The sequence below is a fragment of the Fibrella rubiginis genome (assembly GCF_017353185.1).
In the GTDB taxonomy this organism is placed as follows: Bacteria; Bacteroidota; Bacteroidia; order Cytophagales; family Spirosomataceae; genus Fibrella; species Fibrella rubiginis.
The window spans coordinates 264,551-287,887 of the sequence record NZ_JAFMYV010000006.1 but is presented as its reverse complement, the minus strand read 5'-3'; the positions used below and the strand labels follow the sequence as shown (position 1 = coordinate 287,887).

General features: G+C 54.1%; 19 protein-coding genes. 6 read left to right on the top strand and 13 right to left on the bottom strand.

The annotated features are described in order from the left end of the window. Nucleotides 1–66 precede the first annotated feature (66 nt). On the top strand, nt 67–1,356 hold the full coding sequence (locus tag J2I47_RS13805) for an anthranilate phosphoribosyltransferase (protein WP_207365169.1): 1,290 nt from the start codon (nt 67–69) through the stop codon (nt 1,354–1,356). Nucleotides 1,357–1,379: 23 nt separating this feature from the next. On the opposite strand, the gene J2I47_RS26880 is transcribed toward J2I47_RS13805, so the two are convergent. After that, nucleotides 1,380–3,512 carry a LysM peptidoglycan-binding domain-containing protein gene (locus tag J2I47_RS26880; RefSeq protein WP_207365168.1) on the bottom strand — a complete coding sequence of 711 codons (2,133 nt, stop codon included), beginning with the start codon at nt 3,510–3,512 and terminating at the stop codon, nt 1,380–1,382. Between the two features lie 298 nt (nt 3,513–3,810). Between J2I47_RS26880 and J2I47_RS13795 the strand changes: the two genes are divergently transcribed. Both J2I47_RS13795 and J2I47_RS13790 read left to right on the top strand, forming a co-directional pair. Next, a complete protein-coding gene (locus tag J2I47_RS13795; protein WP_207365167.1) occupies nt 3,811–4,833 on the top strand; it encodes a phosphotransferase in 1,023 nt (340 codons plus the stop codon). 33 nt (nt 4,834–4,866) lie between these two features. Continuing rightward, the gene (locus J2I47_RS13790; protein WP_207365166.1) at nt 4,867–5,832 is read left to right on the top strand and encodes a nucleoside hydrolase; all 966 of its coding nucleotides are present in this window, start codon (nt 4,867–4,869) and stop codon (nt 5,830–5,832) included. Nucleotides 5,833–5,930: 98 nt separating this feature from the next. Here J2I47_RS13790 and J2I47_RS13785 read toward each other — a convergent pair whose 3' ends face one another. Together J2I47_RS13785 and J2I47_RS13780 are read right to left on the bottom strand one after the other, a co-directional pair. After that, nucleotides 5,931–7,607 (bottom strand): hypothetical protein, encoded by a 1,677-nt coding sequence (locus J2I47_RS13785; protein ID WP_207365165.1) that lies wholly within the window; start codon nt 7,605–7,607, stop codon nt 5,931–5,933. Further along, nucleotides 7,604–8,374 carry an ABC transporter ATP-binding protein gene (locus J2I47_RS13780; protein WP_207365164.1) on the bottom strand — a complete coding sequence of 257 codons (771 nt, stop codon included), beginning with the start codon at nt 8,372–8,374 and terminating at the stop codon, nt 7,604–7,606. The genes J2I47_RS13785 and J2I47_RS13780 overlap by 4 nt, the downstream gene beginning before the upstream one ends. A 152-nt stretch (nt 8,375–8,526) precedes the next feature. Between J2I47_RS13780 and J2I47_RS13775 the strand changes: the two genes are divergently transcribed. After that, the gene (locus tag J2I47_RS13775; protein ID WP_207365163.1) at nt 8,527–9,663 is read left to right on the top strand and encodes an acyltransferase family protein; all 1,137 of its coding nucleotides are present in this window, start codon (nt 8,527–8,529) and stop codon (nt 9,661–9,663) included. A gap of 166 nt (nt 9,664–9,829) precedes the next feature. On the opposite strand, the gene J2I47_RS13770 is transcribed toward J2I47_RS13775, so the two are convergent. The 7 genes from J2I47_RS13770 to J2I47_RS13740 all read right to left on the bottom strand — a co-directional run bounded on the left by J2I47_RS13770 (nt 9,830) and on the right by J2I47_RS13740 (nt 18,210). Next, a complete protein-coding gene (locus tag J2I47_RS13770) occupies nt 9,830–10,975 on the bottom strand; it encodes a pyridoxal phosphate-dependent aminotransferase (RefSeq protein WP_207365162.1) in 1,146 nt (381 codons plus the stop codon). A gap of 255 nt (nt 10,976–11,230) precedes the next feature. Further along, on the bottom strand, nt 11,231–12,016 hold the full coding sequence (locus J2I47_RS13765; RefSeq protein WP_374759908.1) for an ion transporter: 786 nt from the start codon (nt 12,014–12,016) through the stop codon (nt 11,231–11,233). A gap of 312 nt (nt 12,017–12,328) precedes the next feature. Further along, on the bottom strand, nt 12,329–13,060 hold the full coding sequence (locus tag J2I47_RS13760; protein ID WP_207365160.1) for an RluA family pseudouridine synthase: 732 nt from the start codon (nt 13,058–13,060) through the stop codon (nt 12,329–12,331). A 113-nt stretch (nt 13,061–13,173) separates the two neighbouring features. Then, on the bottom strand, nt 13,174–13,992 hold the full coding sequence (gene panB / locus J2I47_RS13755; protein ID WP_207365159.1) for a 3-methyl-2-oxobutanoate hydroxymethyltransferase: 819 nt from the start codon (nt 13,990–13,992) through the stop codon (nt 13,174–13,176). Between the two features lie 122 nt (nt 13,993–14,114). Continuing rightward, nucleotides 14,115–15,479: a murein hydrolase activator EnvC family protein gene (locus J2I47_RS13750; RefSeq protein WP_207365158.1), complete on the bottom strand. Its 1,365-nt coding sequence runs from the start codon at nt 15,477–15,479 to the stop codon at nt 14,115–14,117. Between the two features lie 6 nt (nt 15,480–15,485). Further along, entirely contained in the window at nt 15,486–16,385 is a 900-nt protein-coding gene (lolB1, locus tag J2I47_RS13745; protein ID WP_207365157.1) for a lipoprotein insertase outer membrane protein LolB1, read from the bottom strand. Next, nucleotides 16,378–18,210, bottom strand: coding sequence for a tetratricopeptide repeat protein (locus tag J2I47_RS13740; protein WP_207365156.1), 1,833 nt, complete (start codon nt 18,208–18,210; stop codon nt 16,378–16,380). Before J2I47_RS13740 ends, lolB1 begins: the two co-directional genes overlap by 8 nt. A gap of 179 nt (nt 18,211–18,389) precedes the next feature. Here J2I47_RS13740 and J2I47_RS13735 point away from each other — a divergent pair, with 179 nt between their 5' ends. After that, on the top strand, nt 18,390–18,803 hold the full coding sequence (locus J2I47_RS13735; RefSeq protein WP_207365155.1) for an Ohr family peroxiredoxin: 414 nt from the start codon (nt 18,390–18,392) through the stop codon (nt 18,801–18,803). Nucleotides 18,804–18,968: 165 nt separating this feature from the next. On the opposite strand, the gene mog is transcribed toward J2I47_RS13735, so the two are convergent. After that, nucleotides 18,969–19,514, bottom strand: coding sequence for a molybdopterin adenylyltransferase (gene mog, locus J2I47_RS13730; RefSeq protein ID WP_207365154.1), 546 nt, complete (start codon nt 19,512–19,514; stop codon nt 18,969–18,971). Between the two features lie 235 nt (nt 19,515–19,749). Between mog and J2I47_RS13725 the strand changes: the two genes are divergently transcribed. Beyond that, on the top strand, nt 19,750–21,219 hold the full coding sequence (locus J2I47_RS13725) for an ATP-binding protein (RefSeq protein ID WP_207365153.1): 1,470 nt from the start codon (nt 19,750–19,752) through the stop codon (nt 21,217–21,219). A gap of 44 nt (nt 21,220–21,263) precedes the next feature. Here the strand turns inward: J2I47_RS13725 and J2I47_RS13720 are convergent, their stop codons facing one another. Further along, a complete protein-coding gene (locus tag J2I47_RS13720; RefSeq protein WP_207365152.1) occupies nt 21,264–22,496 on the bottom strand; it encodes an NADH-quinone oxidoreductase subunit D in 1,233 nt (410 codons plus the stop codon). 103 nt (nt 22,497–22,599) lie between these two features. After that, on the bottom strand, nt 22,600–23,322 hold the full coding sequence (locus J2I47_RS13715; protein ID WP_207365151.1) for an outer membrane lipoprotein-sorting protein: 723 nt from the start codon (nt 23,320–23,322) through the stop codon (nt 22,600–22,602). Nucleotides 23,323–23,337: the final 15 nt, after the last annotated feature.

Below are 23,337 nucleotides of genomic sequence, written 5' to 3'. Positions count from 1 at the left end.
ATTTTTTATGTAAGTTTCACGGTCAGTATCGCTTCCCTTTTAAACCACTCAACCTAACAGCCAGCCATGCAAACAGCCAACCTTCTTTCTCTTGCTCCAGGCGATACTCCACTTGGCCGCGGTATCAAGCTTATTGGGATTGGTAAGTATGGCAGTAAACCCCTACCGCCCGACCTGCTGGAAGAATGTCGAGTGTCATTGCTATCGGGTGAAGCAAACCCGCTTCAGGTGGGGGCGTTTATTGGTGCGTTGCTGACTAAGGGCCCTACCGACGCCGAGCGGACATTAGAGACTTGCTTTGGTCGTGATGCGTTTTCACATCCTACTTTTCTGGTCAATAAACTTTGCCCTGAACTACCCACGATCTTCCTGCCCATTGCTACTAAACTCATCCGGGGGCATCACCTGCAGATCAGCGAAGCCCGGCAGCTGGGCGATTACCTCTTTGGCGAACAAACCCGCGAAACCAGCTGCGAGACGTTTCGCGGACTGGCGGTAAGCATTCTGCGGGTACGCCACGAGTCGAACGATGAGTACCAGGGATTGTATCAGGCTGCTATGGCTACGCTGGCTCCTGGTTTTCAGAAAGCCCCGCCCGCTGTTGAGCAGCCTATTGTGCAGCTGGCCGAACCTTTCGATGGAGTGGAGCATTCGTACCTGATCACGCCCTTGCTGGCCCATTTTTTTCAACAGCGAAGCTACCAGCCGCTTTCGATGGTGGGGCGCACACCGGGGCCAAAACAGACGCTTAATGCCCACGATCTTTATCTGCATCTGGGCTGTTCGTTTTTGCAAAGCGCCCACGAGCTGGCCGAACCGCTGACACCCTACGGCTGGGTGCTGGACCAAAAAGCCCTGTCGCCCGCTCTCGACCGGTGGGTAGACCGGCGGCGGGTATTGCTGAAACGCCCCTTTTTGTCGACGCTGGAAAAGGTGTTAAATCCGGCCCGTGCCCATATCCTGGTGACGTCGGTGTTTCATATCACTTACCAGATGAAAATGGCTGAACTGGCACTGATGGCGGGTTTCGACGGGGCCATAGTGCTCAAACGGGGCCTGGAAGGCTCATTAGCTCCTGCCACGTCGCGGGCTACGGGTGTGCTCTGCGCCGTGCGTACAGCTACCAACCACCTGGCGTTCCAGAATTTCGACGCTGACCGGCCCGATTTTGCCAGGTTCCGCACCGAGAGTGAGGTTGACGTGCTGCAACCTCAGGCCGCTGACAATGCCCGGTTAGTGCGGCAGTTTTTAAGTTCAGGGCAAACCCCCAGTGCTGATTTTGATAACCGCGTCCAGTTCGCGCAGGCTCTCTACGGCCGTGGCCTGGATTGGATCGAGGGGCAGTTGGGGAAGTGAGTAGCAGTACTGCCTACTGCTACTCACTTTTTGATCAGGATCCGCTGGCCGATTTCAATTGTGTAGTTGCTAAGGTTGTTCCAGCGCATCACGTCGGCGACGCTGACTTTGTTGATCAGGGCAACCCGGTAAACCGTCTGGCCTGCCTGCACAATATGGTAGTAAGAATTGCCATTGACTTTAGGTGTTTCAACCCGCGCTTCGTTGACCAGCCGCTGACCTGGTTTGGTAGTAGTCGTAGCTGGTGACGTGGCAACGGGGGTTGGCCGTGTTGGCAACACAGGCCGGGGCGTATTATTTCTGGCTACTGTACCTGGATAAACTGTGGCAGGCTTTGTCGTGTTCGGGTTAGCTGGAGCAACGGGCTTCCGCTCAACGTCGACCACCGATTCTGCATATTCGCGGCTCTTGGCGGCTGGCCGGCCGGTATTAGCCGACGGCGACGATGGCGGCCCGGCCAAACGCGGCGGCGCGGCAGCACTGGTAGCAGCGGCCGGTGGCGTTGCTGCCGGTTCGGCACCAACAACTAACTGTTGGCCTACCACCAGGGGTTTGCTTGGCTGCCAGTTGTTCAACCGCAATAATTCGGGCACGGTAAGTCGATACCGTTGTGCAATGATGGTAAATGTGTCGCCGGGGCGCACCTCGTGCAAAAACGTACCCTTCACAGGCTCTGGTTCCTCTAGCGAAGGCACCGTGGGCTGAGGAGGCGTGGCCCTGATCGTGTCGGGTTTAGCCAGCACAGCGGTTGTGTTCGAGGTGGGCATATCGATCTGGGTTTCGTCGTCTTCGCGATTAAGCCCACGCTGGGCTACGCTGAGCTCAGGTTCGGGTAACAGATCGGGCATTTTCCGGTATTCAATAGGCTGGCTGGCGGGCCGTTTTTTTTGCATCCATAGAATCCGTCCCGACTGCACACGCTGGTTTGGCTCCATGTGGTTATAGTGCAACAAACGCTCGAGCCGTATTCCGTAAATAGACGATACGTCGCGCATGGTTTGGCCGTATTGCACCACATGAAAAGGTATTTTTGCCTTTTTCGCTTTGCGCTCCAGGTAATAAATCTCGCCGGGACGGACTGGATCACGCTCATTCAGATCGTTATAATCCAGAAATGATTTTACCGAAATCTTGCCGTAGTAAGCCAGTGTCACGGCGTTGTCGCAGGGTTGTGCCTGAATACCCTTTTGCTCGTTGATTTCGTAAAACTGAGCCGACACGCGGGTTAGTGCATCACGTGAGGTAGCAGCGGGCAACTTTTTCAGAATGGGAAAGCCCATGTCGGTTCGCTGAACAGCCTGGTTAGTTTGCCCCAGCTGACTAGACTGCACAATGCCATTTAGCTGACTTTTCACCCCCAGAAACTCACCCGGTGTAAGCCGCACCAGCACCGGATAAGCTTTGTCGAGGGGAATAACCCGGCCGCGCAACCATTCGTTGAACGGTACGAACCGGCTCTGGTCAATGCCCAGTTCGCGGGCAATGGTAGCCAGTGATTTGCCCTGGCTTTGCCGATAGTCGTAGAGTAGATAAGGCTCAATGGGCCGCACAAGAGGAGCTTCGCGTTCGTAAACAACCTTGCGGGCCAGCGTTGCCCACACAGCAACCGGCACGTCGGGTGTGAGGGTAATCTGTGTAGGAGCGGTATTGGCCGCCGTTGTGCCGCTACGGTAACCGCCATACTGCAACAGGGCCATTACCCAGTTAGGTTGGGTGGCGTGTAGCTGCGCCAATTCGGTCAGCACTGCTTCTGACGCAGAGGAAACGTTTAGTCGTTCGTCGATCTGATCATCTACGCGCAGGCCGAGTGATTTTGCTTTGGTAGCATTGTCGATCTGCCAGTAGCCACCGCCGGGTTGCGTGAGGGGCAGGCATAAATACCGGAAATCGTTGGGTACGTTGTGTTCTTCCAGCAGCGGTTCAATCACCGACTGCACATAACGCATCTGTTCGAGGGCATTGCGCAGGCTGGTACGGTCAGCATAGATCCGGGCTACTTCCTGCTGAAGGCGTTGTTGCGCTGGAGGCGTGAGCGATACGGAGACACCGGCAAATTCAAGCTCTGGCCCAACCACCGGAACACCTTGAGCAACACCGTAAAAAGGTATAAGCCAGACTAAAGAAAACAGTATCTGACAACAACGAATTATAGACACGGGCAATGATGATGAGAAATTGGTTGAGGTGTCACCTCTTGTAGACCAACATTTAAAGGTAAGGACTAAACCGAAACCATATGGTCCTACTAGTTAGACGTACACCATCTGTGGGCTGATATTGTTAGTGAACGGGGGTCACCCTTCGGTCAGTATACGGCTTGGTTTGGTTGCCAGGCTGTATATCAGGCATCCAGGTAACGTTGTTTGCCGTATTTTTTTGGTACTTCCTTTATCAAAAGAGTTATCGTTGCGGTGTTGTAACACGCCGAAACCTCACAATATAAATGCTTTTTGAATGCAATTCAATGCAAACCAGCCGCAAGACCTTCAAGTGTATCTGGCCCGCAACGGCTGGATAAGCACTGACGAAATACTGCTTTCGCTCACCAAACCGGGTGAGGGCAATATGAACTTTACCCTCCGTGTACGAACCAATGCCCGTTCGCTGATTGTAAAACAGGCTCGCCCCTACGTTGAAAAATACCCTTCCATCGCCGCGCCCGTTGAACGGGCTGTTATTGAAGGGCAATTCTACCGACGTATTGCCCGCAACCCAACCCTGCGTGCAGCCATGCCCGAATTGTTGGGTGCTGACAGTGACGAAGCCGTGCTTGTGTTGGAAGACCTGGGTGAGTCGAGTGACTACACGTATCTCTATCAGGGCAGCGCGGGCCATCCTGATCACACACTTAGCCCCGACGAGTTGCAGGAGTTAGTCCGGTTTATATCGTTGCTACACAATCAGTTTCGCACTGCTCTGCCTGATCCTGCCTTTGCCAATCAGGCTATGCGTACGCTCAACGCAGAACATTTATTCAACTACCCGTTTTTGGTCGACAATGGATTTGATCTGGACACCGTTCAGCCTGGTTTGCAGGCTCTGGCTTTGACCTACAAACAGGACATTGCCTTAAAAAGAATTGTTGCCAGGCTTGCTGACCAGTATACCAGCAATAACCATGCTGGATTATACTCACTGTTGCATGGCGATTATTATCCGGGTAGTTGGCTGCGTACACAGGCAGGTACACGCGTAATCGACCCCGAATTTTGTTTCTATGGTCCACCCGAATTTGACCTTGGAGTCATGCTGGCACACCTGCATATGGCCCGGCAGCCTGAGACCGTTTTGGCGCAGGTTATGCAGCTTTATGACCGGCCCGACGGGTTCAGCGAAAACCTGCTTCGGCAGTTTACGGGTGTTGAAATCATGCGTCGGCTGATTGGGTTGGCGCAGTTACCACTTAGCCTGTCGCTCGCTGAAAAGGAAACCCTGCTGGCCCATGCCGCCCAACTAGTAGTGTCGGCAGCAGACTAAGCCGAATAGCCTGATTTTTCTGTTTACCAACGAATGAAACAAGTCCTCCTATTCGTGCTGCTTCCGCTGTTGGGGGTAGCCCAATCCACTTCGCCAGCACCCAAGCGCATCTGGCTCGACACCGACATCATGGTGGGTATGCCCGACAAGCAGGGTGCCCGCGAAGTGGATGATGCCATTGCGCTGATGATGGCCCTGCGCCACAGCGACAAAGTTCAGCTGGTGGGGATCAGCACCGTTACCTACGTCAACTATGGCCACGACGTAACCCAAAAGCTGCTGGGTTACTATAACAAGACGGGTCGCACCATTCCCGTTTACCGCGGGTCTGATACCCTCCGCGACGCGGGACGTGAAACTGACGCCAGCCGCGCTATGGCCGAGGCACTCCGGAAAGAACGAATGCCGATCCTGGCCATTGGCCCCCTTACCAACGTGGCCACGGTGCTGAAAAACCATCCCGAACTGGCTAAACAGATCGAATCGGTCATTGTCTGTGCCGGACGTACGCCGGGTTTACCCTTTCGGCCGGGCCTGGAGAAAATCACCGTCGGTGATTATAACTTCGAGATGGACCCTGCAGCCTTTCGCATTCTGTTCGATTCGGGCGTGAAGGTGGTACTGTCTGGTTACGAGTGCAGCGTCTATACTTTTCTGGGCCGCACGGACCTCGATTTTCTGGCGCAGGGTTCGGCAGGAGACCAGTGGCTGAGCAAGACACTCCGCCCTTGGCAGTTGCTCAATAAGACGCTTTTTGGCGTCGACGGTTTTGTGCCCTGGGACACTACACCGCTGGGCTATCTGACTCACCCCAATTATTTCAAGTACTACGAAAACATCCCCGTACGCATCAACACCCGCAAGGCCGACACGGGCGGTACAGGTCAAAAGCCCTATCTCGAAGTCTCCTACGACTACAAAGACACGCCCTGGCGGGCTACCTACGCCTACAAAACCTTGCCGGGTTTTGAAGAAATTGTGCTGGAAAGCATGAAGTAGCAGAAATAAGAAGTGAGAGATAAGAGCCAAGAAGCAAGAACTATGGATGCGTCAACCTCTTGCTTCTTGGCTCTTATCTCTCACTTCTTGTCTCCCCTCTAACTGATCTCTCCCCATGCGGTTTGGCGGAAAGCGCGGAAGAGAAGCCAGACAAAGCCGGCCATGACCGGAAGCGCTACGATGGTGCCGTAGGGGATGTAGGTGGTGAGGCCCCAATGCAGAAAACCAATCAGGCCGAAGACGGGGAGGATAATGAAACTGCGGGCGGTCATGTTCCGCTTCAGCGCATCCTGCGAAGCAGAAAAAGGCAATGAACGCTTCTGAAAAAACTCACTGATAAGCAGCAGAGCCAGCGAATTGACGAAGGCTAAAATCACGTCCAGCACCACGCCGGGGCCTTTTAGGTAAAAAACGTAGGCCGTCAGTAAGGTATAGTAAGGCAGCATCAACTTCACCACGACGGCTTTGAACCGCCCCGCCAGCAGGTCGCCGGGGCGGGTGACGGGGGCAGACGTGTATACCCACGCGGCTTTAAACTGATCCGATACGGCGGTCAGGCTCATGGCGGCCATCATGAAGAGCACGCCCATATACAGAATCAACAGGTGGTTAGTTGCCGCACCCTGGCTGCCCGACTCGAAAATACCTCGCCTGGTCAGGGTCGTGAAGAGTACAAAGGCCAGTCCGTAGCCCAGTTGAGGGTATGCCCGCAGCTTAAACTGCCGGTCGCGGTCGCTGATGTGCCAGACAAACGAGAAGGCGGCCCGTTCCAGTGCGCTGGTGGAGAGCCACGTGCCCAACCGGTCGGCCAGCGATGAGGCAGGGATTGCTGACTTGGCCGAGACAGCCTGCTCCGGGGCATTGGCTTCGGCATCGAGGCCGCCCAACTTGCGGTTAAAGGCCGGGGCCAGCACCCGCGCCATGAGCCACAGCCCGGCAAAGGGCATGGTGGTAATCAGCCCAAAAACAAGCAGGTGCGGGCCATCTATCCGATGGTTGATCACCATATCGAGGCTTCCCGCGCTCCAATAGGGCGGCAGCAGATAATGCCACCATGTCCAGGTAAATGGTTGTGCCGCAAAACTGCCTTTGTCAATCAGCCGGGGCATGATCTGGAAGCCGGCGTAGAAAACGATGGCCGTAATGATCTGTACGTAGTTGATCAGTTCGCGGAGTTTGCTTTCGCTCGTAAACTGCATCAGGCCCAGGTACAACACGTTGGTAATGAACACCATCAGTATGGCCGTCAGCAGGCTCAGCAGCAGCGTCAGCAGCCCCGCCCCCACACCAAACCGGACGCCGATAACCAGGATGCCAGTAATGGATATAGCCAGCGTGAGCGTGAACAAGTAGCTGACAACGTGTACGATGCGGGCAATCAGCGTGGTGCGCCCGTCGACGGGTCGGAACAGCATGATCTGGTTGTCAGACGTGTCGAGTATTACCGACGAGAAATCGTTGATGAGCGTGAGCGCGCAAATGACCATCACATAGCCAAAGAAGAACACCCCCGCTGGCACAATGGCGGGGGGCGGTACCAGCGCCAGCATAACGGCGGCAAAAATGCCCATGAACGCATAGATGCCCAAGCTGACGTAAAAGCTGTAGTTGCTCTCGGTCTCTTTCTGGTTCCAGCGTTGAAAAGCCGTGGCCGGACGGCGATTGTCGAGCGTGAGTTTTACACCCAAAATAGCCCGCAACTGGGGGTAGTTAACGCCCAGTGCCCGCCACAAAAATGGCAGCCGGTCAATAAGCCAGAGGGTAGTGGTTTTCATTGATTTAGGGCCTGAATAAATGCCTCGGCGGTGGCGGTTTGGGTGTCGTTGCCGGTGAGCCGACCGAAAAGCTGCTCCAGCGATGTGTCGCGGGTGGCTTGTAATTCGGCGAAGGTGCCGTCGGCAATGATCTGGCCGCCGTTGATAATGATGATCCGGTCCGAAAGCTTTTCCACCACGTCCATGATGTGTGAACTGTAGAAGACGGTCTTACCCGAATCGGCCAGTTGGCGAATAATCTGCTTGACCAATACCACCGTGTTGGCGTCGAGACCCGACAGCGGTTCGTCGAGGAAAACCAGGTCGGGGTTGTGCAACAGGCCCGAAATGAGCAGCACTTTCTGGCGCATTCCCTTCGAAAAGGTGCTCATGCGGTTGTTGGCGTGCTGCGTCAGGTCGAACAGGTGGAGCAGATCGGCGGCTTTTTTATCGACCAGCGTAGCGTCGAGTTCGTAGAGCTGACCTACAAAGCGGAGGTATTCCGTGGGGGTGAGCAGGTCGTAGAGCACCGCGTTTTCGGGCACGTAGCCAATGCGCCGCTTCACATCCATGGCCTGCGTGCGGAGGTCAAGCCCCAACACCGATACCTCGCCCTGAAAGTCGGGGAGGAGGCCAATAAGGGTTTTGATGGTGGTCGATTTGCCCGCGCCGTTGGGGCCGATGTAGCCCACCACCTGGCCGGGGGCTACGGTGAGATTAATACCTTTCAGAATTTCGGTGGCACCGTAGAACTGATGAAGGTTGTGGATAGCAATGACAGGTGTCATCTGGTTTTCTGGGGTAAGCGGGTGCAAAAGGCACTGGTCAACTTTGTAGTAAACCAATTAAAACTACACACAGTCCGAAGGAAAGGTTTGTATTTTTGGACAATTGGCAATGCGTCACCATGAGTGGCTATTCCTGAACCTTACCCATACGTATGCGCCTTCGTTCGCTCGATGCTTTTCGCGGTATTACCGTCGCCGCCATGATCCTGGTCAATAACCCCGGCGATTGGGCACACATTTACGCGCCGCTGGAACACGCCCCCTGGAACGGCTGGACCCCCACCGACCTTATTTTTCCGTTTTTCCTCTTTATTGTGGGCGTGTCCATCACCTTTGCGCTACGTGGTCATGAACCGTGGGGAAGGCAACCTGTAGCGTCGGCACCGGGAATTCAGGGCAAAATCATTCGCCGCGGGCTTACGCTGTTTGCCCTGGGCTTTTTCCTGAACCTGTTTCCCCGCTTCGACTTCGCCAACGTGCGCATTCCCGGCGTGTTGCAACGCATCGGGCTGGTCTACATCGCCTGTTCGCTGTTGTTTTTGCACACCACCCCCCGCCGACAGATGGGACTGACTGCCCTGATTTTGCTGGGCTATTACCTGCTGATGACCCTGGTGCCGGTACCTGGCATTGGCTACGCCAACCTGGAACCCGAAACGAATTTTGCCGCCTGGTTCGACTACACGTTGCTCACGCCCCCGCACCTATACCGGGCTACGCGCGTCTGGGATCCGGAAGGTATCCTGAGCACCCTGCCCGCCGTGGGAACAGGGTTACTGGGCCTTCTCACGGGCCGTTGGTTGCAGGACAGCACCTACGGGTCGGTGGCGCGGCAGAGCTATAAAGCCCTGTTTTTATTCCTGGCCGGGGCCTGGCTGGCCGTGGTGGGTACACTACTCAGCGGCGTTTTTCCCATTAATAAAGGCTTGTGGACCAGCACGTTCGTGTTGCTGGCTGGTGGGCTGGCCATGTGTGGTTTAGCCATCTGCTACTACCTGATTGACGTGCGGCAACACCGAAGCTGGAGCGGCCTGTTTGTGGCGTTTGGCGTCAATGCCATCACCGTCTTTTTCCTGTCGGGTCTCATTCCGCGCATCATGAACATGATCACGCTGCCCAAACCCGACGGCGGCACCTGGGGCCTGAAAGAATACCTTTACCAGTCGTTTATTGTCCCGTTCGTACCCGATCCTACGCTGGCATCGCTGGTTGGCGCGCTCACCTTTGTCGGCATCTGGGCCGTGATCTTGTGGGTGATGTATAAACGGAAGGTGATTATTAAGGTGTAAGACGAGTTTAACGTTGTATCTGGCGTGGCTTCGCGCTTGTGGCCCTTCGACAGGCTCAGGGTGACACTAAACTTGAATCAACTCAAGAACCTGTCTTATTTGCCTGTCACCCTGAGCCTGTCGAAGGGCCACAAGCGCGAAGCCACGCCAGATACAACCTCAACCTTTATGAAATCGTTTTCAGCCCGTCGGCGAAGGCTTGCATCTGGGGCATGGTGCCCAGGCTGACGCGGCACCAGTATTGCCCGTCGAATTTCCACTGGCGGATACCCACTCCCTGATCCATCATTTTGGCAACGAAATCTTCGCCCTTCATCCGGATCGGGAACATCACAAAATTAGCCGATGAGGGCAGGGGCGTGTAGCCGTTGGCTTTTAGTGTTTTGTCCAGAAATGCCTTCGACTCCGCCGTTTTGCCCAGCGACCATTCAATGAAGGCTTTGTCGGGCATGCTGACCAGCGCGGCGCGTAACGAGGTCATACTCAGGCCCCCGCCGTTGGGCGAGAAGGGCGCGATCTGGGCAATCAACTCTGGTTTGGCCAGCAGGTAGCCAATGCGCAGGCCCGCAAAACCATGTACTTTCGAAAACGTCCGGCTGATGATCACGTTCTGCCCCTGCCGTACCAGATCAACCATGCTTGCCGCTTTCGGATCGGCCACGTAGTCGATATAGGCTTCGTCGACGAAGACGGGGGTTTTGGTGGCCGTGGCCGAAATAAACTGCCGCAACTTGGCCGGATCGGTCAGGATGGCCGTGGGGTTGTTGGGATTGCAGAGGTAGACAAGGCTGGTTTTGCCCGTAACCCGGTCGCTGAGTTTCTGGAGGTTCTGATCGTAGCCATCGGCCGCCACCAGAGGTACTTTTTCGGCAATCATGCCGTGCTTGATGGCCGCGCGGGGCAGGGCATCAAACGTAGGATCGGGGTAAACGAAATTGTTGCCAGCGGGGGTTTTGTAGGCGAAATACATGGCCGTAGCGTTGAGCAACTCCCCCGAACCGGCACCCAGCAACACGCACTCTTCGGGGACACCCTCTTCCTTGGCCACCATTGCCTTGAAGGCTTTGGCGTATTCCATGGCGTAGAGATAGCCATCGGGCGCAGCCTCGTTGATGGTTTTCAGCACGGCGGGCGAAGGGCCATAGGGGTTTTCGTTGGCCAGCAGACGGGCTTTCAGAGCCGATTTTTTGGTTGGGTCATCCGGGCGAAGTGGCTTATCGAGCCACGGTTCACAGTAGGCGGCGGGGGCAGTGGCGGCGCCAACACCCGCAAGCAGACCAGCCCGGAGCCAGTCACGACGGTTGAGTTGCATAAGGTAACGTTGTTATCAGGTTGTATTCCGTTTATAGCAAACTCACAGGCACTGGTAGAACGTGGTCTTGTTGTTAAACAAATATAAGGATTACGCTAATTTTTGCCGAATGGTAATTGGCAAAAAGCTGATTTCTGGCAATTATATTCTGTTGAATTTCACGGCGACAGAATATTATCTATTGTAGTCTTCACATAATACAATGCGTCGTAACACGGACTTCAGTCCGTTTTTGCATACGGACTGAAGTCCGTGTTACGACAGTTCCTTGCCACAATGCGGACAGCGGCGAGGGGCTTTCTGATAACGGATATGTTCAGTGAAACCAGAGACGAGAATACCGGTTGGCAGTGCAAAGAGGGCAATGCCCAACACCGCCGATAGACCCGCCAGTAGTTTGCCCAGGGGCGTGATGGGGTGAATGTCGCCATAGCCCACGGTAGCCATCGCGTTGATGCCCCACCACATTGTGGCCGGAATGCTCGAAAACACTGTGGGTTGGGCGGGGTGCTCCACGTAATACATAACGCTGGAAATAATGATGAGCATGAAACCCACCATCGTGAGGCTCAAAATTAGTTCCTCTTTCTTGTCGCGCACCACCTGCAAAATCATCCGATACGCATGTGAATACCGCGACACCCGGAACAGCCGGAAGATGCGAAACAGCCTCAGAATACGCACAATGGCCAAATCGGTGGCAAACAGGGTGACATAAAAGGGTAGAATTGCCAGCAAATCAATAATCGCCGAAGCCGACAGCAGGTATTTTACCCTTCCCCAGAATGGATGTTGATACCGGTCATTTTCGACGCAAACCCACGCCCGCAAGGCATATTCGATGGTAAAAAATACAACCGAAAAGAGCTCAAAATCGTAGAAAAGCCGGGCATACTGTCGGTTGTAGGCGGGCACCGTATGCAGCACAATGGCGATAGCATTGAGTGTGATGATGGTGATGAGCACCACGTTAAACAGCAAACTAACCCCCCGCCGATTCCCCGCCGAGGTTTCCATAATTCGGTAGACAGTACGACGAATGTTTTTCAAAGCAGGGTAGGGTTAACATGCCCTGCTAAAATAAGGAGAGTTGTGAATTAGTAGGGATGGGGATATGAGTCTGCGTGGATGTGTACGTGTGGCTTCGCGCTCTCAGCCCTTCGACAAGCTCAGGGTGACAACGACCTTGAATTAACTCAGTGAACTTGATTCAAGTTTCCTGTCACCCTGAGCTTGTCGAAGGGCTGAGAGCGCGAAGCCACACGTACACATCCACGCCAGTTTCCGATTTTGTCTTACACAAAAACGGGTCGTAAATCAGATGATTTGCGACCCGTCTTTGTGTACTTCCTCCTAGTAAATAAAATCGAGGTTTTTGTCTTTGAACTCTTCGTCGTCAAGCTCCAGAAACTCTTCCCAGAACGGATCGGGTGGGAGGCCGGCGCGGAGGATGAGGGGTTCCTTTTTAACGGGGTGAATGAAGTACAGCCGCCGGGCGTGAAGGTAAATTTTCTTGTCGGGCACCTCACGGTCGTAGCCGTATTTGGCATCACCACGGATGGGGCAACCCATAGCGGCCAACTGCGCCCGAATCTGATGCGGACGGCCCGTAATGGGCTCAACTTCGAGCAGATAGTGCTCATTGATTTTCCCCAACAGCCGGTAGGTCAGCTCGGCGCGTTGCGAACCAGGCACCTCGTCGTCGTAGGTCGTTACCTGATTTTTGGCTTCGTCTTTGATCAGGTAATGCACCAGCCGCCCTTTTTTCTCGGTAGGATGTTTCCGTACCACGGCCCAGTAGGTCTTCTGTACCAGCCGCTTACGGAAAATCTCGGCCATGCGCTCGGTTGCCTTTGAGGTACGGCCAAACACCACTAACCCACTTACGGGCCGGTCGAGGCGGTGAATAGGGTTGAGGAAAACGTCGCCGGGCTTGTTGTACTTTTCTTTGATGTAATCTTTCAAAATTTCCGTCAGCGACGGGTCACCCGTGCGGTCGCTTTGGACCAGCACACCCGGATCTTTATTAACAATCAACAGGTGATTGTCTTCGTAGACAACGGAATATGGTAAGCGCTTCTTCATCTGTACTTAATGTATGATGTACAATGAATAATGTACAATGCATAGGAGCTACAGTTTAACCACAGCAAAGGCATTATACATTGTACATTATTCATTGTACATTCTTTTCCAACTTAGTACGCCTCGGATTCGTTCGGGAAGTCGTTGGTCTTCACGTCGTCGACGTAGTGGGCAATGGCCTCCAGCATGACCGTGTGGAGATCGGCGTAGCGGCGCAGAAAACGGGGTTTGAACTCTTTGTTGATGCCCAGCATATCGTGGATGACCAGAATCTGCCCGTCGGCGTCGGGGCCAGCCCCGATACCAATGGTGGGAATCTGCAGTTGTTCCGACACCTGTTTGGTCAGCGTGGCGGGGATTTTCTCAAGTACAATGCCGAAGCAGCCAATTTCCTGTAACAACAGGGCGTCGCTGATAAGCTTCTGGGCTTCGGCGTCTTCTTTGGCCCGCACGGCATAGGTACCAAACTTGTAAATCGACTGCGGCGTAAGGCCCAGATGCCCCATCACAGGTACCCCCGCGCTAAGCACCCGCACGACCGACTCGCGGATTTCCTGTCCGCCTTCCATCTTCACGGCGTGGGCACCCGACTCTTTCATAATCCGAATCGCCGACCGTAGCGCCTCTGACGAATTGCCCTGGTACGACCCAAACGGCAGATCGACCACCACCAGCGCCCGCTTCACCGCCCGCACCACCGACCCTGCATGGTAGATCATCTGATCGAGCGTAATGGGTAGCGTTGTTTCGTGCCCCGCCATGACGTTCGAGGCCGAATCACCTACCAAAATGACTTCTACTCCGGCAGCATCAACCACGCGGGCCATCGAATAATCGTAGGCCGTGAGGGCCGAAATCTTCTCGCCCCGGCTTTTCAGCTCCTGGAGCGTATGCGTCGTAACGCGCTTAATATCAGGGTTGTGTACAGACATGTTGATTTACGAGCGGTCCGCCGCTGCGGCTACGATTGACAAATTACGATTTGTTGCTTACGCGTCAGCTTACGCACAAGCAAGCTGACGCGTAAGCAACAAATCGTAATTCGTCAATCAGTTCACCGCGGTGCCAGCCAGGCTTCGGGGTTCATTTTGGCGAATTCTTTCCAGATCTGGAATTGTAGTTCCGAGTTGCCCCGTCCGTCGGTACCTACGGCGCCGATGGTTTCGCGGGCTTTCACTTTTTCACCTACTTTCACGCGGACGCTTTTCAGCTTGGCGTAGATCGTGTAGTAGTCGCCATGCTGAATGGCCACCACGTTTTGGCTGCCCATCACAAACTCTACGTTCATGACTACGCCGTCGTAGATGGCCCGGACGGCTTCACCCGCATTGGTCTGAATGTCGATGCCGGGGTTCGATACTTTCAGGCCCTTAAGCACCGGGTGAGGGTGCACGCCAAACCGTTCCGACACGAAACCGTGCTGCACCGGCCACGGCAACCGCGCCCGTGATGCCGCAAACGACGACCCCAGGGCCAGTTCTTCACGGTTGAGGTTACTGGCCGTGCGCGTATTGTCTGACTTGGCAACGGCTTCTTCCGGTTCAGCAATAACCACCGGCGGTGGGGCGGGTTTGCCTTCCTCTTCCGCTTTTTTGGCTGCAATGGCCCGTTCACGTTCGGCCTCACGGCGGCGGGCGGCTTCGGCTTTGGCTATGCGAATCCGTTCGGCGCGTTCGCGGGCGGCACGGGCAGCGCGTTCGCGGGCCTCACGGGCAATGATGGCCGTGATCATATTTTCCAGGCGGCTAATAGACCGGCGGCTTTCGACCAGTTCAGCACGCAGTTGCCCCTCTTTCTGGCTCAGCTGTTTTACTGTCTTGTTCTGCTCCTGTTGCAGTCCCTCCAGCTTAGTCGACTCACGCACTTTGGTAGTCAGCACTACTTTTTGCTGTTGCCTTTTCTGCTCAGTGGCGGTGCGCTTACCAGTTAGTTCCTGCTGTACACTTTCCATTTGCCGTTTCTGGGTCTGCCGGGCGTTGGCATACTGCTTCAGGTATCGGTAGCGAGCCACTAGTTGATTGTAGTTCTCCGACGAAAACAAAAAGCCCAGCGGGTTAAGCTGTTGCCGGCGTTTGTCGGCAGCATAGATCATGGTGGCGTACTCAGCCCGGAGTTTTTCGAGGTCCTTGTTCAGGGCCTGGCTAGCCTGCCGCAATTCGCTGATCTCCGCCTCGCTCATGCGGATATCATCCGACAGCAAGTTGATCTGTTTCGTCTGCGCCTCAATCTGTTCATTGAGTGCTTTCAACTGCGTAATAGACACTTCTTTTTCGTTGGCCGTACGCTGTAATACGGCCCTGATTTCCTTCATCCGTTCGAGGTTCTGCCGTTTTTCACGCTCTAGCGTCTGCCGATCCCGTTTTTGGGCCAGCAACGGAAACGACATTAACAGGGCAAGAAAGAGAAAGACGTGGCGCATGGGGTACTATTTCCGCTGGTACTTACCAGGAATGGTGAATGGGAAGCCGGGATCTTTCTCCACTAGCTCTACTTTGTTATGTTTTATACGAATCAGGGTCTGATAAAACTGTCCGTCGGCTTTCGATTTATAGTCGACGGTGACGAGGCTGGAGTAGGGAAACAAAAACGTATTCAACGCCGTAAAATCTTCGTAATCAAGACGAAGAGCGTTTTTAGTAGGCTGTTCTGTTACCATTAGCCGCTTCAGTTTACGGTCGTTTTCGCCAATGTAATTATCAACCAGCACCTTGCCTTCGCTTTGGCGGAGCAGCAAATAATCACGCTCGTTTTTTACCTTCTGAGCGGGCCGCTTGGGTAGGGGCAGGTTGCCTACAATCAAGGCCTGCAAGAGATCGAAGTTGAGGTCGAAATTAAATTGCCGGCTCAGCGTGGGAAAATCATAGACCATATACTGCTTCTCGATTTTGTCCATGATCGTGACCGAATCGCGGGTGATGAGCACGCGGGCCGCTTCAATACCAACCTTCGAAATGCTCATCCAGATCAGGCTGTCTTTGCGTACCCGCAGGTGCAGACTGGCGTTGCTGATGTCCTGGTCTTTGTTTTTAAACGATAACTTCGATTTAGCCGTCAGGTACCGGAAATCAATCTCGGCCACGTTGGCGCGGGCTTCGTCAATGCCGGGTCGTGGGCGGGCTGGTGCTGTGGCTGTGCCCGACACTACGGTGCTGGTGGTGGGTTGACTGACCGAAGCGGGCTGGCTTTTGACCAGCGTATCGGAACGGGTACCGGCCGTTCCGGTAGCTGAGCCGGGCGAAGTAGCGGAAGTGGCGGGCGGGCGGCGACAACTGATTTGCCCCAGCGCAAGAATGAGCAACAGGCTGTATAAGAGTACGCTATTCATATAGTTTACCGGCGGCAATCTTCCGTTCGAGTCGCTCGCTGGTTTCGCCTTTTTGTTTTGCTAATTTCCACTGTATCAACGCTTTGTCTTTTTCGCCAAGTTGAAATAATGCGTCGCCGTAGTGTTCTAAAATTGTACTGCTCACATTGTTGGGGTCCGACTGAACGGCTTTTTCCAGAAACTTCTTCGCCCCGGCATAGTCTTTCATCACATACAATACCCAGGCGTGCGTGTCGAGGTAGGTAGCGTTAGTGGGATGCCGTTCGGCCAGCAGCGTCGACATGGCGCGTGCCTTGGTCAGATTCTCTTTCCGCAGTGATAGGAAGTAGCTATAGTTGTTCAGGACGTGGTCGTCGTTGGGGTTAGCCTTCAACGCCACTTCATACGCCTCATTCGAGCGCTGATGATCACCCAAACCGTTATAAGCGTCGCCTAGCTGTCCCTGCAGTTCGGCCGATTTAAAGGCGGGGTTGGTGGTGAGCAGTTTACGAGCTTCGTCGAGGGCGTCAACAGCTTGCTGGTAATGGCGTTTGTAGAGATGTGCCGAACCGTTGGCGTACCACATCATCCCCTGCGAAGGAAACACCTCCAGGGCTTTTTCGCTGTGCGCCAAAATGCTGTCTACCTGCGATAGCTCACCGTCGAGCTGAATGATGGCCTCCCATACCTGATAAACAGACGGATCAACTTTCGCAGCTTTCACATACGCGTTGCGGGCTTCTGCTTTCTGGCCCTGCTGCGCCAGCAGATCAGCCAACATCACCTGCGCTTTGGCGTCGTTGGGGCTTTGCGTCACCAGGGCCTGCGCCATTTTCAAGGCATCCTGCTTGGCAGTGGGCCTATCACCCGATACGCCCATGTAGCTCGACAGAATCCGGGCTTTCAAACCCGCTTCAAGGTTCGGGTTGTCAAATACCTTCTGCAACTCCTGCCCCGATTTATCGAGGTTACCCTGTTTCCGGTACACGTCGGCCAGCAGCATGTGCGCCTGCGGGTCGTCGGGGTTGAGTTTCAGGGCGCGTTCCAGCCAGGTGACGGCCAGGGGTACGCGTTCGTTGGCAATAAGCAGTTCAGCACCTTCAATCAAGAATTCCGGATCGGCGGGTTCCGAGGCAATTAACCGTTCGGCCTCTTCGATGGCCTTGTCTATCTTGTTCTGTTTGAGGTAGATGCGCTGTTTCTGACGGGTGATTTCTTCGTTCAGCCCCATCGCTTTTTCCACGCGGTCGTAGGTGGCAAGGGCTTTGTCGGGCTTATCGTCGAAGAGATAGATAGCGGCTAGTTCCACGCCGTATTCCATGCTTTCCTGCCCCTGACTTAGCAGTTCTTCATAGAGCGCTTCGGCGTCGGCGTAGCGTTTTTGTTTCACATACAACTCCGCTACCTGAAGCAGGTAATAAGCATTAGTCCGGTTTAGCTGATACGCTTTCTGCGCATATGGAAAAGCTTCGGTAATTTTCCCTGACTTGACCAGGGCCGAGGCCAGCGCATAATTAACGGCGGCGTTGGTTGGGTTTTTCTGGAGTATCTTCTCCATTGCCGTGATGGCTTTGGTTGGCTCATCGACCAGCAAAAACCGGTAGGCGTCGGTAAACTCGGTCTCTTCCTCTACCGTTTTGGTTGACTTCTGGGTGGGCTGCGCAATAGCCCCGTTGTCAATCAGACTAGCCGAAACTGGCTTGTCGGGCACGGTACGGGGCTTTTTCTGCGCCAGACCGTTCAGCGGCAGGGCCAGCCACACCACCACCGGCAGGGCCAACAACCAGCCAGACTGCTTCGTTGCAGAACAGTCAAACTCAGAGATGTGGGTGGAAAATAGTGGCATAACGAGTAAATACACTAACAACGCCCGTTGCGGCACCGTATTGCCAATTTAGGGCGTTCTGCGGTATGAACAAATGTACTGCAAAATGGCATAAGGCGGGTTGGCGGGCCTATAACCTTAGCGTGGAGTTTGCGGTTTATCGTTTTCGGCAATAGACCGCTGAAAACGATAAACGGAATATGGAAACGATATATACTGCCACCGTCGAAAACGAAGGTGGGCGCGAAGGAACCATCCGGTCGACGGACGGCATACTGAACCTGGACATCAAACGTCCGGTAGAAATGGATGGTGAAGGGGGCGCGGCCAACCCCGAAATGTTGTTTGCCGCCGCCTACAGTGCCTGTTACAACGGGGCATTGAAAACCGTAGCCAGCCGCCGCGAGATCATTCTGCCCGACCATACTGTCACGGTCAGCATTTCGCTCAATAAAGATGGAAACAACCTGTTCCTGTCGGGCAGGATTTTGGTTGATGCCCCCGGTATGGATCAGGCAGAATTACAGAAGCTGGCCAATACAGCCCACGCCGTATGCCCCTACTCCAAGGCCGTGAAAGGCAACATGGACATGACGGTGGAGGTTAGTGGATAGGTGTCTCTATTTTTTGCCCTGCAACCCGTTATTTTTTAATTATGGATCCAGCGCAACTATTAATTTTAACTAGTGCGTACTTATACTAGATAAAAAACATATTTTCTGGTATAAGTACTCATTTATTAAGATTTTATCATACGAATTAAGGGTTACGGCTAACAGTCAATTTTTAGGCCGGAATACAGGCATTATTGTTGAGTTGGTTTCTAAAAAAGGACCCTCGATAAGATCAATACAGTAGGGTATGGCCGGAAACACCACCGACAGGCATTGGCCAATGGCCTTAGGTTTACCCGGAAGATTAAGGATCAACGTTTGGTTGCGGATTCCCGCCGTTTGGCGCGATAAAATGGCTGTGGGCACGTATTTGAGGCTTTCCTGACGCATCAGTTCGCCGAAACCGGGCATCATTTTCTGGCAAACGGCCTCTGTAGCTTCAGGAGTGACGTCGCGGAGAGCGGGGCCGGTGCCACCGGTGGTTACGATCAGGCAGCAACCTTCGTAATCGGCCATATGCATCAGGGCGGCGGCTATCTGGTCTTTTTCGTCGGGAATGACGCGGTAAACAGGCTCCCAGGGGCTGGAAAGCCATTCTGTGAGCAATGCTACCACGGCCTTACCAGGAATATCTTCATAGATGCCTGCGCTGGCACGATCCGATACGTTGATGATGCCAATGCGAGCCGGCGGGGTTGGTTGGGTATTCATGGCATAAAAATAGCTGCATCCATGCTAACACTATCGATGTGTACACAATGGATGTCAACAATCACAAAAATCGGATACAGAATAGTTTAGTATTAAAAATGATTAATTTGGTCGTTCAATTTGGCTTATTGACAAAAAGACAGAATAGCATAAAGCGCATCGTTCATCATACCTTTTTATCCGTTAACTAGCCGATAACCTTAACGCCATTGACTACACTTTTATAAACTGGCTCATGCTGACAAAACGCTTTACGTTCTGGTATCAACTAGCACTGACACTGGTAGCTTGCCTTAGTTTGGCTGGTTGCCTTTTCGTACAACGTCAGCTTAAAGCGCAAGAAAACGACTCGTGGCTAATTAATAATGCTGGTCGGCAACGGTTTCAGAGTCAGTTAATTGTGAAAGATGTACTCCTGCTCACCACGTCAACCAATCAGGCTAATGCAAAGGCTGTCCGGGATGAACTGGCCAACGTGCTTGGCCGCTGGGAGACCTCTCAGAGAAACCTGCGCGTTGGTAAACTGCCCGCCGGTGATACCCGCGTTGCCAATAGCCCCGAAATCAGCGCTTTGTTTGCTGCGGCCCAGCCGCATATGGCCGTTATCAGCCAGCAAACGCGCTCTTTGCTAAACCAGCCACTGCCCACACCCGCTTCAAAAAAAGCCGTAGTGGCCGCTGCCGTTGACCAGATACTGACTAATGAAAAGCCTTACCTGAAAACAATGGATAGGCTGGTGGAGCAGTATGAACTAGAGTCGCAGCAAAAAAATGGGCAGCTGTCGGGTACTGAATGGTTGCTGCTGGGATTAACGTTGCTGGTACTGGCCATGGAAGCCCAGCTCCTCTTTAAGCCGGCAGTGCGCGCCCTAGATCAATCGGTGCGGCAGTTGAATCGGGCCAATGGCGAAACCCAACTGGCCAACATGGCTTTGCAGGAAACCAATCAAACCCTGCAGGAAACGCAGGATAAACTGCTGCGCGAGTCAGCGCTGCGGCATCAGCAGCAACTTAATGAACAGATTGTGCGCATGGCCGCGCTTATGCAAGGGCAGGAAGACGAACGCAAACGCCTTTCCTACGACCTTCACGACGGCATTGGTCAGATGCTGACCGGCCAGAAGCTCCTGGTTGAACACCTGCGGTCAGTACACTTACTCCCTGAGAAAGAACAAAACACGTATGCAAGCCTGAAAGAGTTGATTCTGAAGACAATACAGGAAGTACGCAATGTGTCGAACAACCTGATGCCCCCCGTACTGAGTGATTTCGGTCTTGAGCCGGCGTTGCGGCAACTGGTAGAACAGCAGTCGCGGCAAACCGGATTAGCCATGCAGGTGCACGCTAATCAGGCCGACATGCGGCTGGACAAGGCCATCGAAATCGGGGTGTATCGCATTGCGCAGGAGGCCATTAATAACGCCATCAAACACGCTCAGGCCAATGAAATTGATATTGATTTGCGCCTCAGCGATAGCCGGTTGCTGCTGGCAGTGAGTGATAACGGGCAGGGACTTACTAATGCCGCTACCAAGGGTATTCTGAACGGCCACGGCCTGCACAACATGCGCGAACGGGCCCGACTGCTGAACGGTGTGTTTCGGCTGGCCTCGGAGCCAAATGAGGGAACCCGAGTAACCGTCACCATTCCGCTTAATATGGTTGAAGCGCCTACCCTGGAGACGATGAAAAAGGAGGTGGTTTGAGTGTACGGTGTAGTGCCCTCGCATCGGCCGCAGCCTGCATTCTTTCACCTGTCTACTTCGCCCATGACTAAATCCAGAGAGCCGATGATAGCTACCAGGTCGGCTAGCATAGCTCCCTTGCTGATGTCGGCAATGACCGACAGGTTATGAAACGAACATGACCGGGCATGGCAGCGTACGGGTATGTCTGACCGACCGTCGGTACGGAAAAAGAAGCCCAACTCGCCCTTCGCGCTTTCGCCCCGGAAGTAAAAGTCGCCTGCTTTTGGCCGAATTTTCTTGGGCACAAACTCATGCGGGTCGTAGTCGCGGGTGCGGGCCAGGTCGGTGGTGAGGCGGGCCAGGCACTGCTCAATGATAGATACCGATTGCCAGCATTCCTGCACCCGCACGTTGGTTCGGTCCCAGCAGTCGCCGAGGGTACCCATCTCGCCCGTGCCAATCGGAATATCGAAATCAAGTTCGGGGTAAACCGAGTAGGCATCCACCCGGCGGAGGTCATACCGCAGCCCCGAACCGCGCAGTACCGGCCCCGTGCAACCAAAATCGATGGCGACGGGCAACGGTAACACGCCCACATTGGCGGTGCGTTTAATAAAGATTTCGTTGCTGATCAGCACCTCCTGAAGCTCTGTCAGCTTGGGTTTCAGGTAGGTAATAAACTCGCGGCAGCGTTCCTCGAAACCCACAGGCAGGTCGTAGAACACGCCACCAATCCAGATGTAGTTGTAGAGCATCCGGGCACCGCTTACCCATTCCAGCATGCGTTGAATATGCTCGCGGTCGCGCATAACCCAGAGAAAAGGTGTGAACGCGCCGATGTCGATGCCATAGGTGCCCACCGCCACAAAGTGGGAGGCAATGCGGTTCAGTTCGGCCACTAGCACCCGGATATACTCGGTACGCCGTCCACCAGGGCTGTTTTTCATGTCGGCATCAATCCCCAGCATTTTTTCCACGGCCATAGCCCAGATGTGTTCGCCGTTCATAGCGGCCAGGTAATCAAGCCGATCTACAAACGGAATGCCCTGATTGAACGGCACTTGCTGCGTGTGAGCTTCGAAACAACGGTGCAGATAACCCAGGTGCGGCACCACATCGGTAATGATTTCGCCGTCGGTGATGATCTCCAGTCGTAACACGCCGTGGGTGCTGGGGTGCTGCGGACCCATGTTCAGCAGCATCTCGCCCTCGGCTAGTTGGGCGGGGTCATAAACGGTTGGCTCTGAGGCGTGGAAGTGGCCGGGGCTATACTCGTACTGGATGGTGCTGGTCATGAGCTAAAAGAGGCAAGAAACAGGAGGCTTGCGCAAAGGTACAGCCGTTGTCCTTCGCGCAAGCCTCCTGTTTCTTGCCTCTCTTCTCTTGCTTCTTATCGCCTTACTTCGCTGGCTTCTTGAAGATGCTCGCGTCGATTTGCGGGTTGATTCGGGTTTTGTTAGTTGTCATGGTCAGCGTACCCATCTGCGGATTGGCGATTTCCATGGTATTGGCGAATTTGATGCCGTCAACGTCTTTGTAGTCAGAGAAGGCAATTTCACCGTCCTGTCCGCCCATGCTCGTTTTGATTTTGCTTAACAGGTAGGTGGTGGCGTCGAGGTATTCATCAATAGCGTTACCTTCTTTGGTTGTCACCTTGAGGTGATACGCGTCTTTGCCATCTACTTTCTCTTTGCCAACCAGTTCTACCTTGTTGCCTTTGTCTTTGTAGTTCATCAACGGCCCAAACGGGTCGAGCTGACCAACCTGTTGTTTCAGCTGATCGGCGGGCATGTCTTCGGGTTCGCCGGTCCCCTGCATCATGGCGGGTTTGATCATCCAGCCTGTGCTGCCGCTACCATCAACCACCTGGATCATGGAGTTACCCATAATGGTCGATTCGCTCCGCATCGACTTGCCCACGACCACAGTCGTGATCGTCGGGATCTCCATACCCTGCACTGATAATGACCGTTCGGTGATCAGCGAGGTTACGCCTTTCAGCTTGTCGGCACCACCCATGGCGGCAATGTGTTTGTCAACAATTTCGTCTACGGTTTGGGCCGATGCGCTTACCGAGACCAGCAGGGCCACCGCAGCAGCCAGGATGTGATTCGTTTTCATTGGTAGGTTTTTTTA

Bases quoted from the DNA above. Each gene is read 5' to 3' on its own strand.
- J2I47_RS13780 (WP_207365164.1), bottom strand. From the start codon at position 8,374: ATGACACCTGTCATTGCTATCCACAACCTTCATCAGTTCTACGGTGCC.
- J2I47_RS13795 (WP_207365167.1), top strand. From the start codon at position 3,811: ATGCAATTCAATGCAAACCAGCCGCAAGACCTTCAAGTGTATCTGGCC.
- J2I47_RS13720 (WP_207365152.1), bottom strand. From the start codon at position 22,496: ATGACCAGCACCATCCAGTACGAGTATAGCCCCGGCCACTTCCACGCC.
- J2I47_RS13725 (WP_207365153.1), top strand. From the start codon at position 19,750: ATGCTGACAAAACGCTTTACGTTCTGGTATCAACTAGCACTGACACTG.
- J2I47_RS13775 (WP_207365163.1), top strand. From the start codon at position 8,527: ATGCGCCTTCGTTCGCTCGATGCTTTTCGCGGTATTACCGTCGCCGCC.
- J2I47_RS13805 (WP_207365169.1), top strand. From the start codon at position 67: ATGCAAACAGCCAACCTTCTTTCTCTTGCTCCAGGCGATACTCCACTT.
- mog (WP_207365154.1), bottom strand. From the start codon at position 19,514: ATGAATACCCAACCAACCCCGCCGGCTCGCATTGGCATCATCAACGTA.
- J2I47_RS13770 (WP_207365162.1), bottom strand. From the start codon at position 10,975: ATGCAACTCAACCGTCGTGACTGGCTCCGGGCTGGTCTGCTTGCGGGT.
- J2I47_RS13785 (WP_207365165.1), bottom strand. From the start codon at position 7,607: ATGAAAACCACTACCCTCTGGCTTATTGACCGGCTGCCATTTTTGTGG.
- J2I47_RS13790 (WP_207365166.1), top strand. From the start codon at position 4,867: ATGAAACAAGTCCTCCTATTCGTGCTGCTTCCGCTGTTGGGGGTAGCC.
- J2I47_RS13715 (WP_207365151.1), bottom strand. From the start codon at position 23,322: ATGAAAACGAATCACATCCTGGCTGCTGCGGTGGCCCTGCTGGTCTCG.
- J2I47_RS13750 (WP_207365158.1), bottom strand. From the start codon at position 15,479: ATGCGCCACGTCTTTCTCTTTCTTGCCCTGTTAATGTCGTTTCCGTTG.
- J2I47_RS13735 (WP_207365155.1), top strand. From the start codon at position 18,390: ATGGAAACGATATATACTGCCACCGTCGAAAACGAAGGTGGGCGCGAA.
- J2I47_RS13740 (WP_207365156.1), bottom strand. From the start codon at position 18,210: ATGCCACTATTTTCCACCCACATCTCTGAGTTTGACTGTTCTGCAACG.
- J2I47_RS13760 (WP_207365160.1), bottom strand. From the start codon at position 13,060: ATGAAGAAGCGCTTACCATATTCCGTTGTCTACGAAGACAATCACCTG.
- lolB1 (WP_207365157.1), bottom strand. From the start codon at position 16,385: ATGAATAGCGTACTCTTATACAGCCTGTTGCTCATTCTTGCGCTGGGG.
- panB (WP_207365159.1), bottom strand. From the start codon at position 13,992: ATGTCTGTACACAACCCTGATATTAAGCGCGTTACGACGCATACGCTC.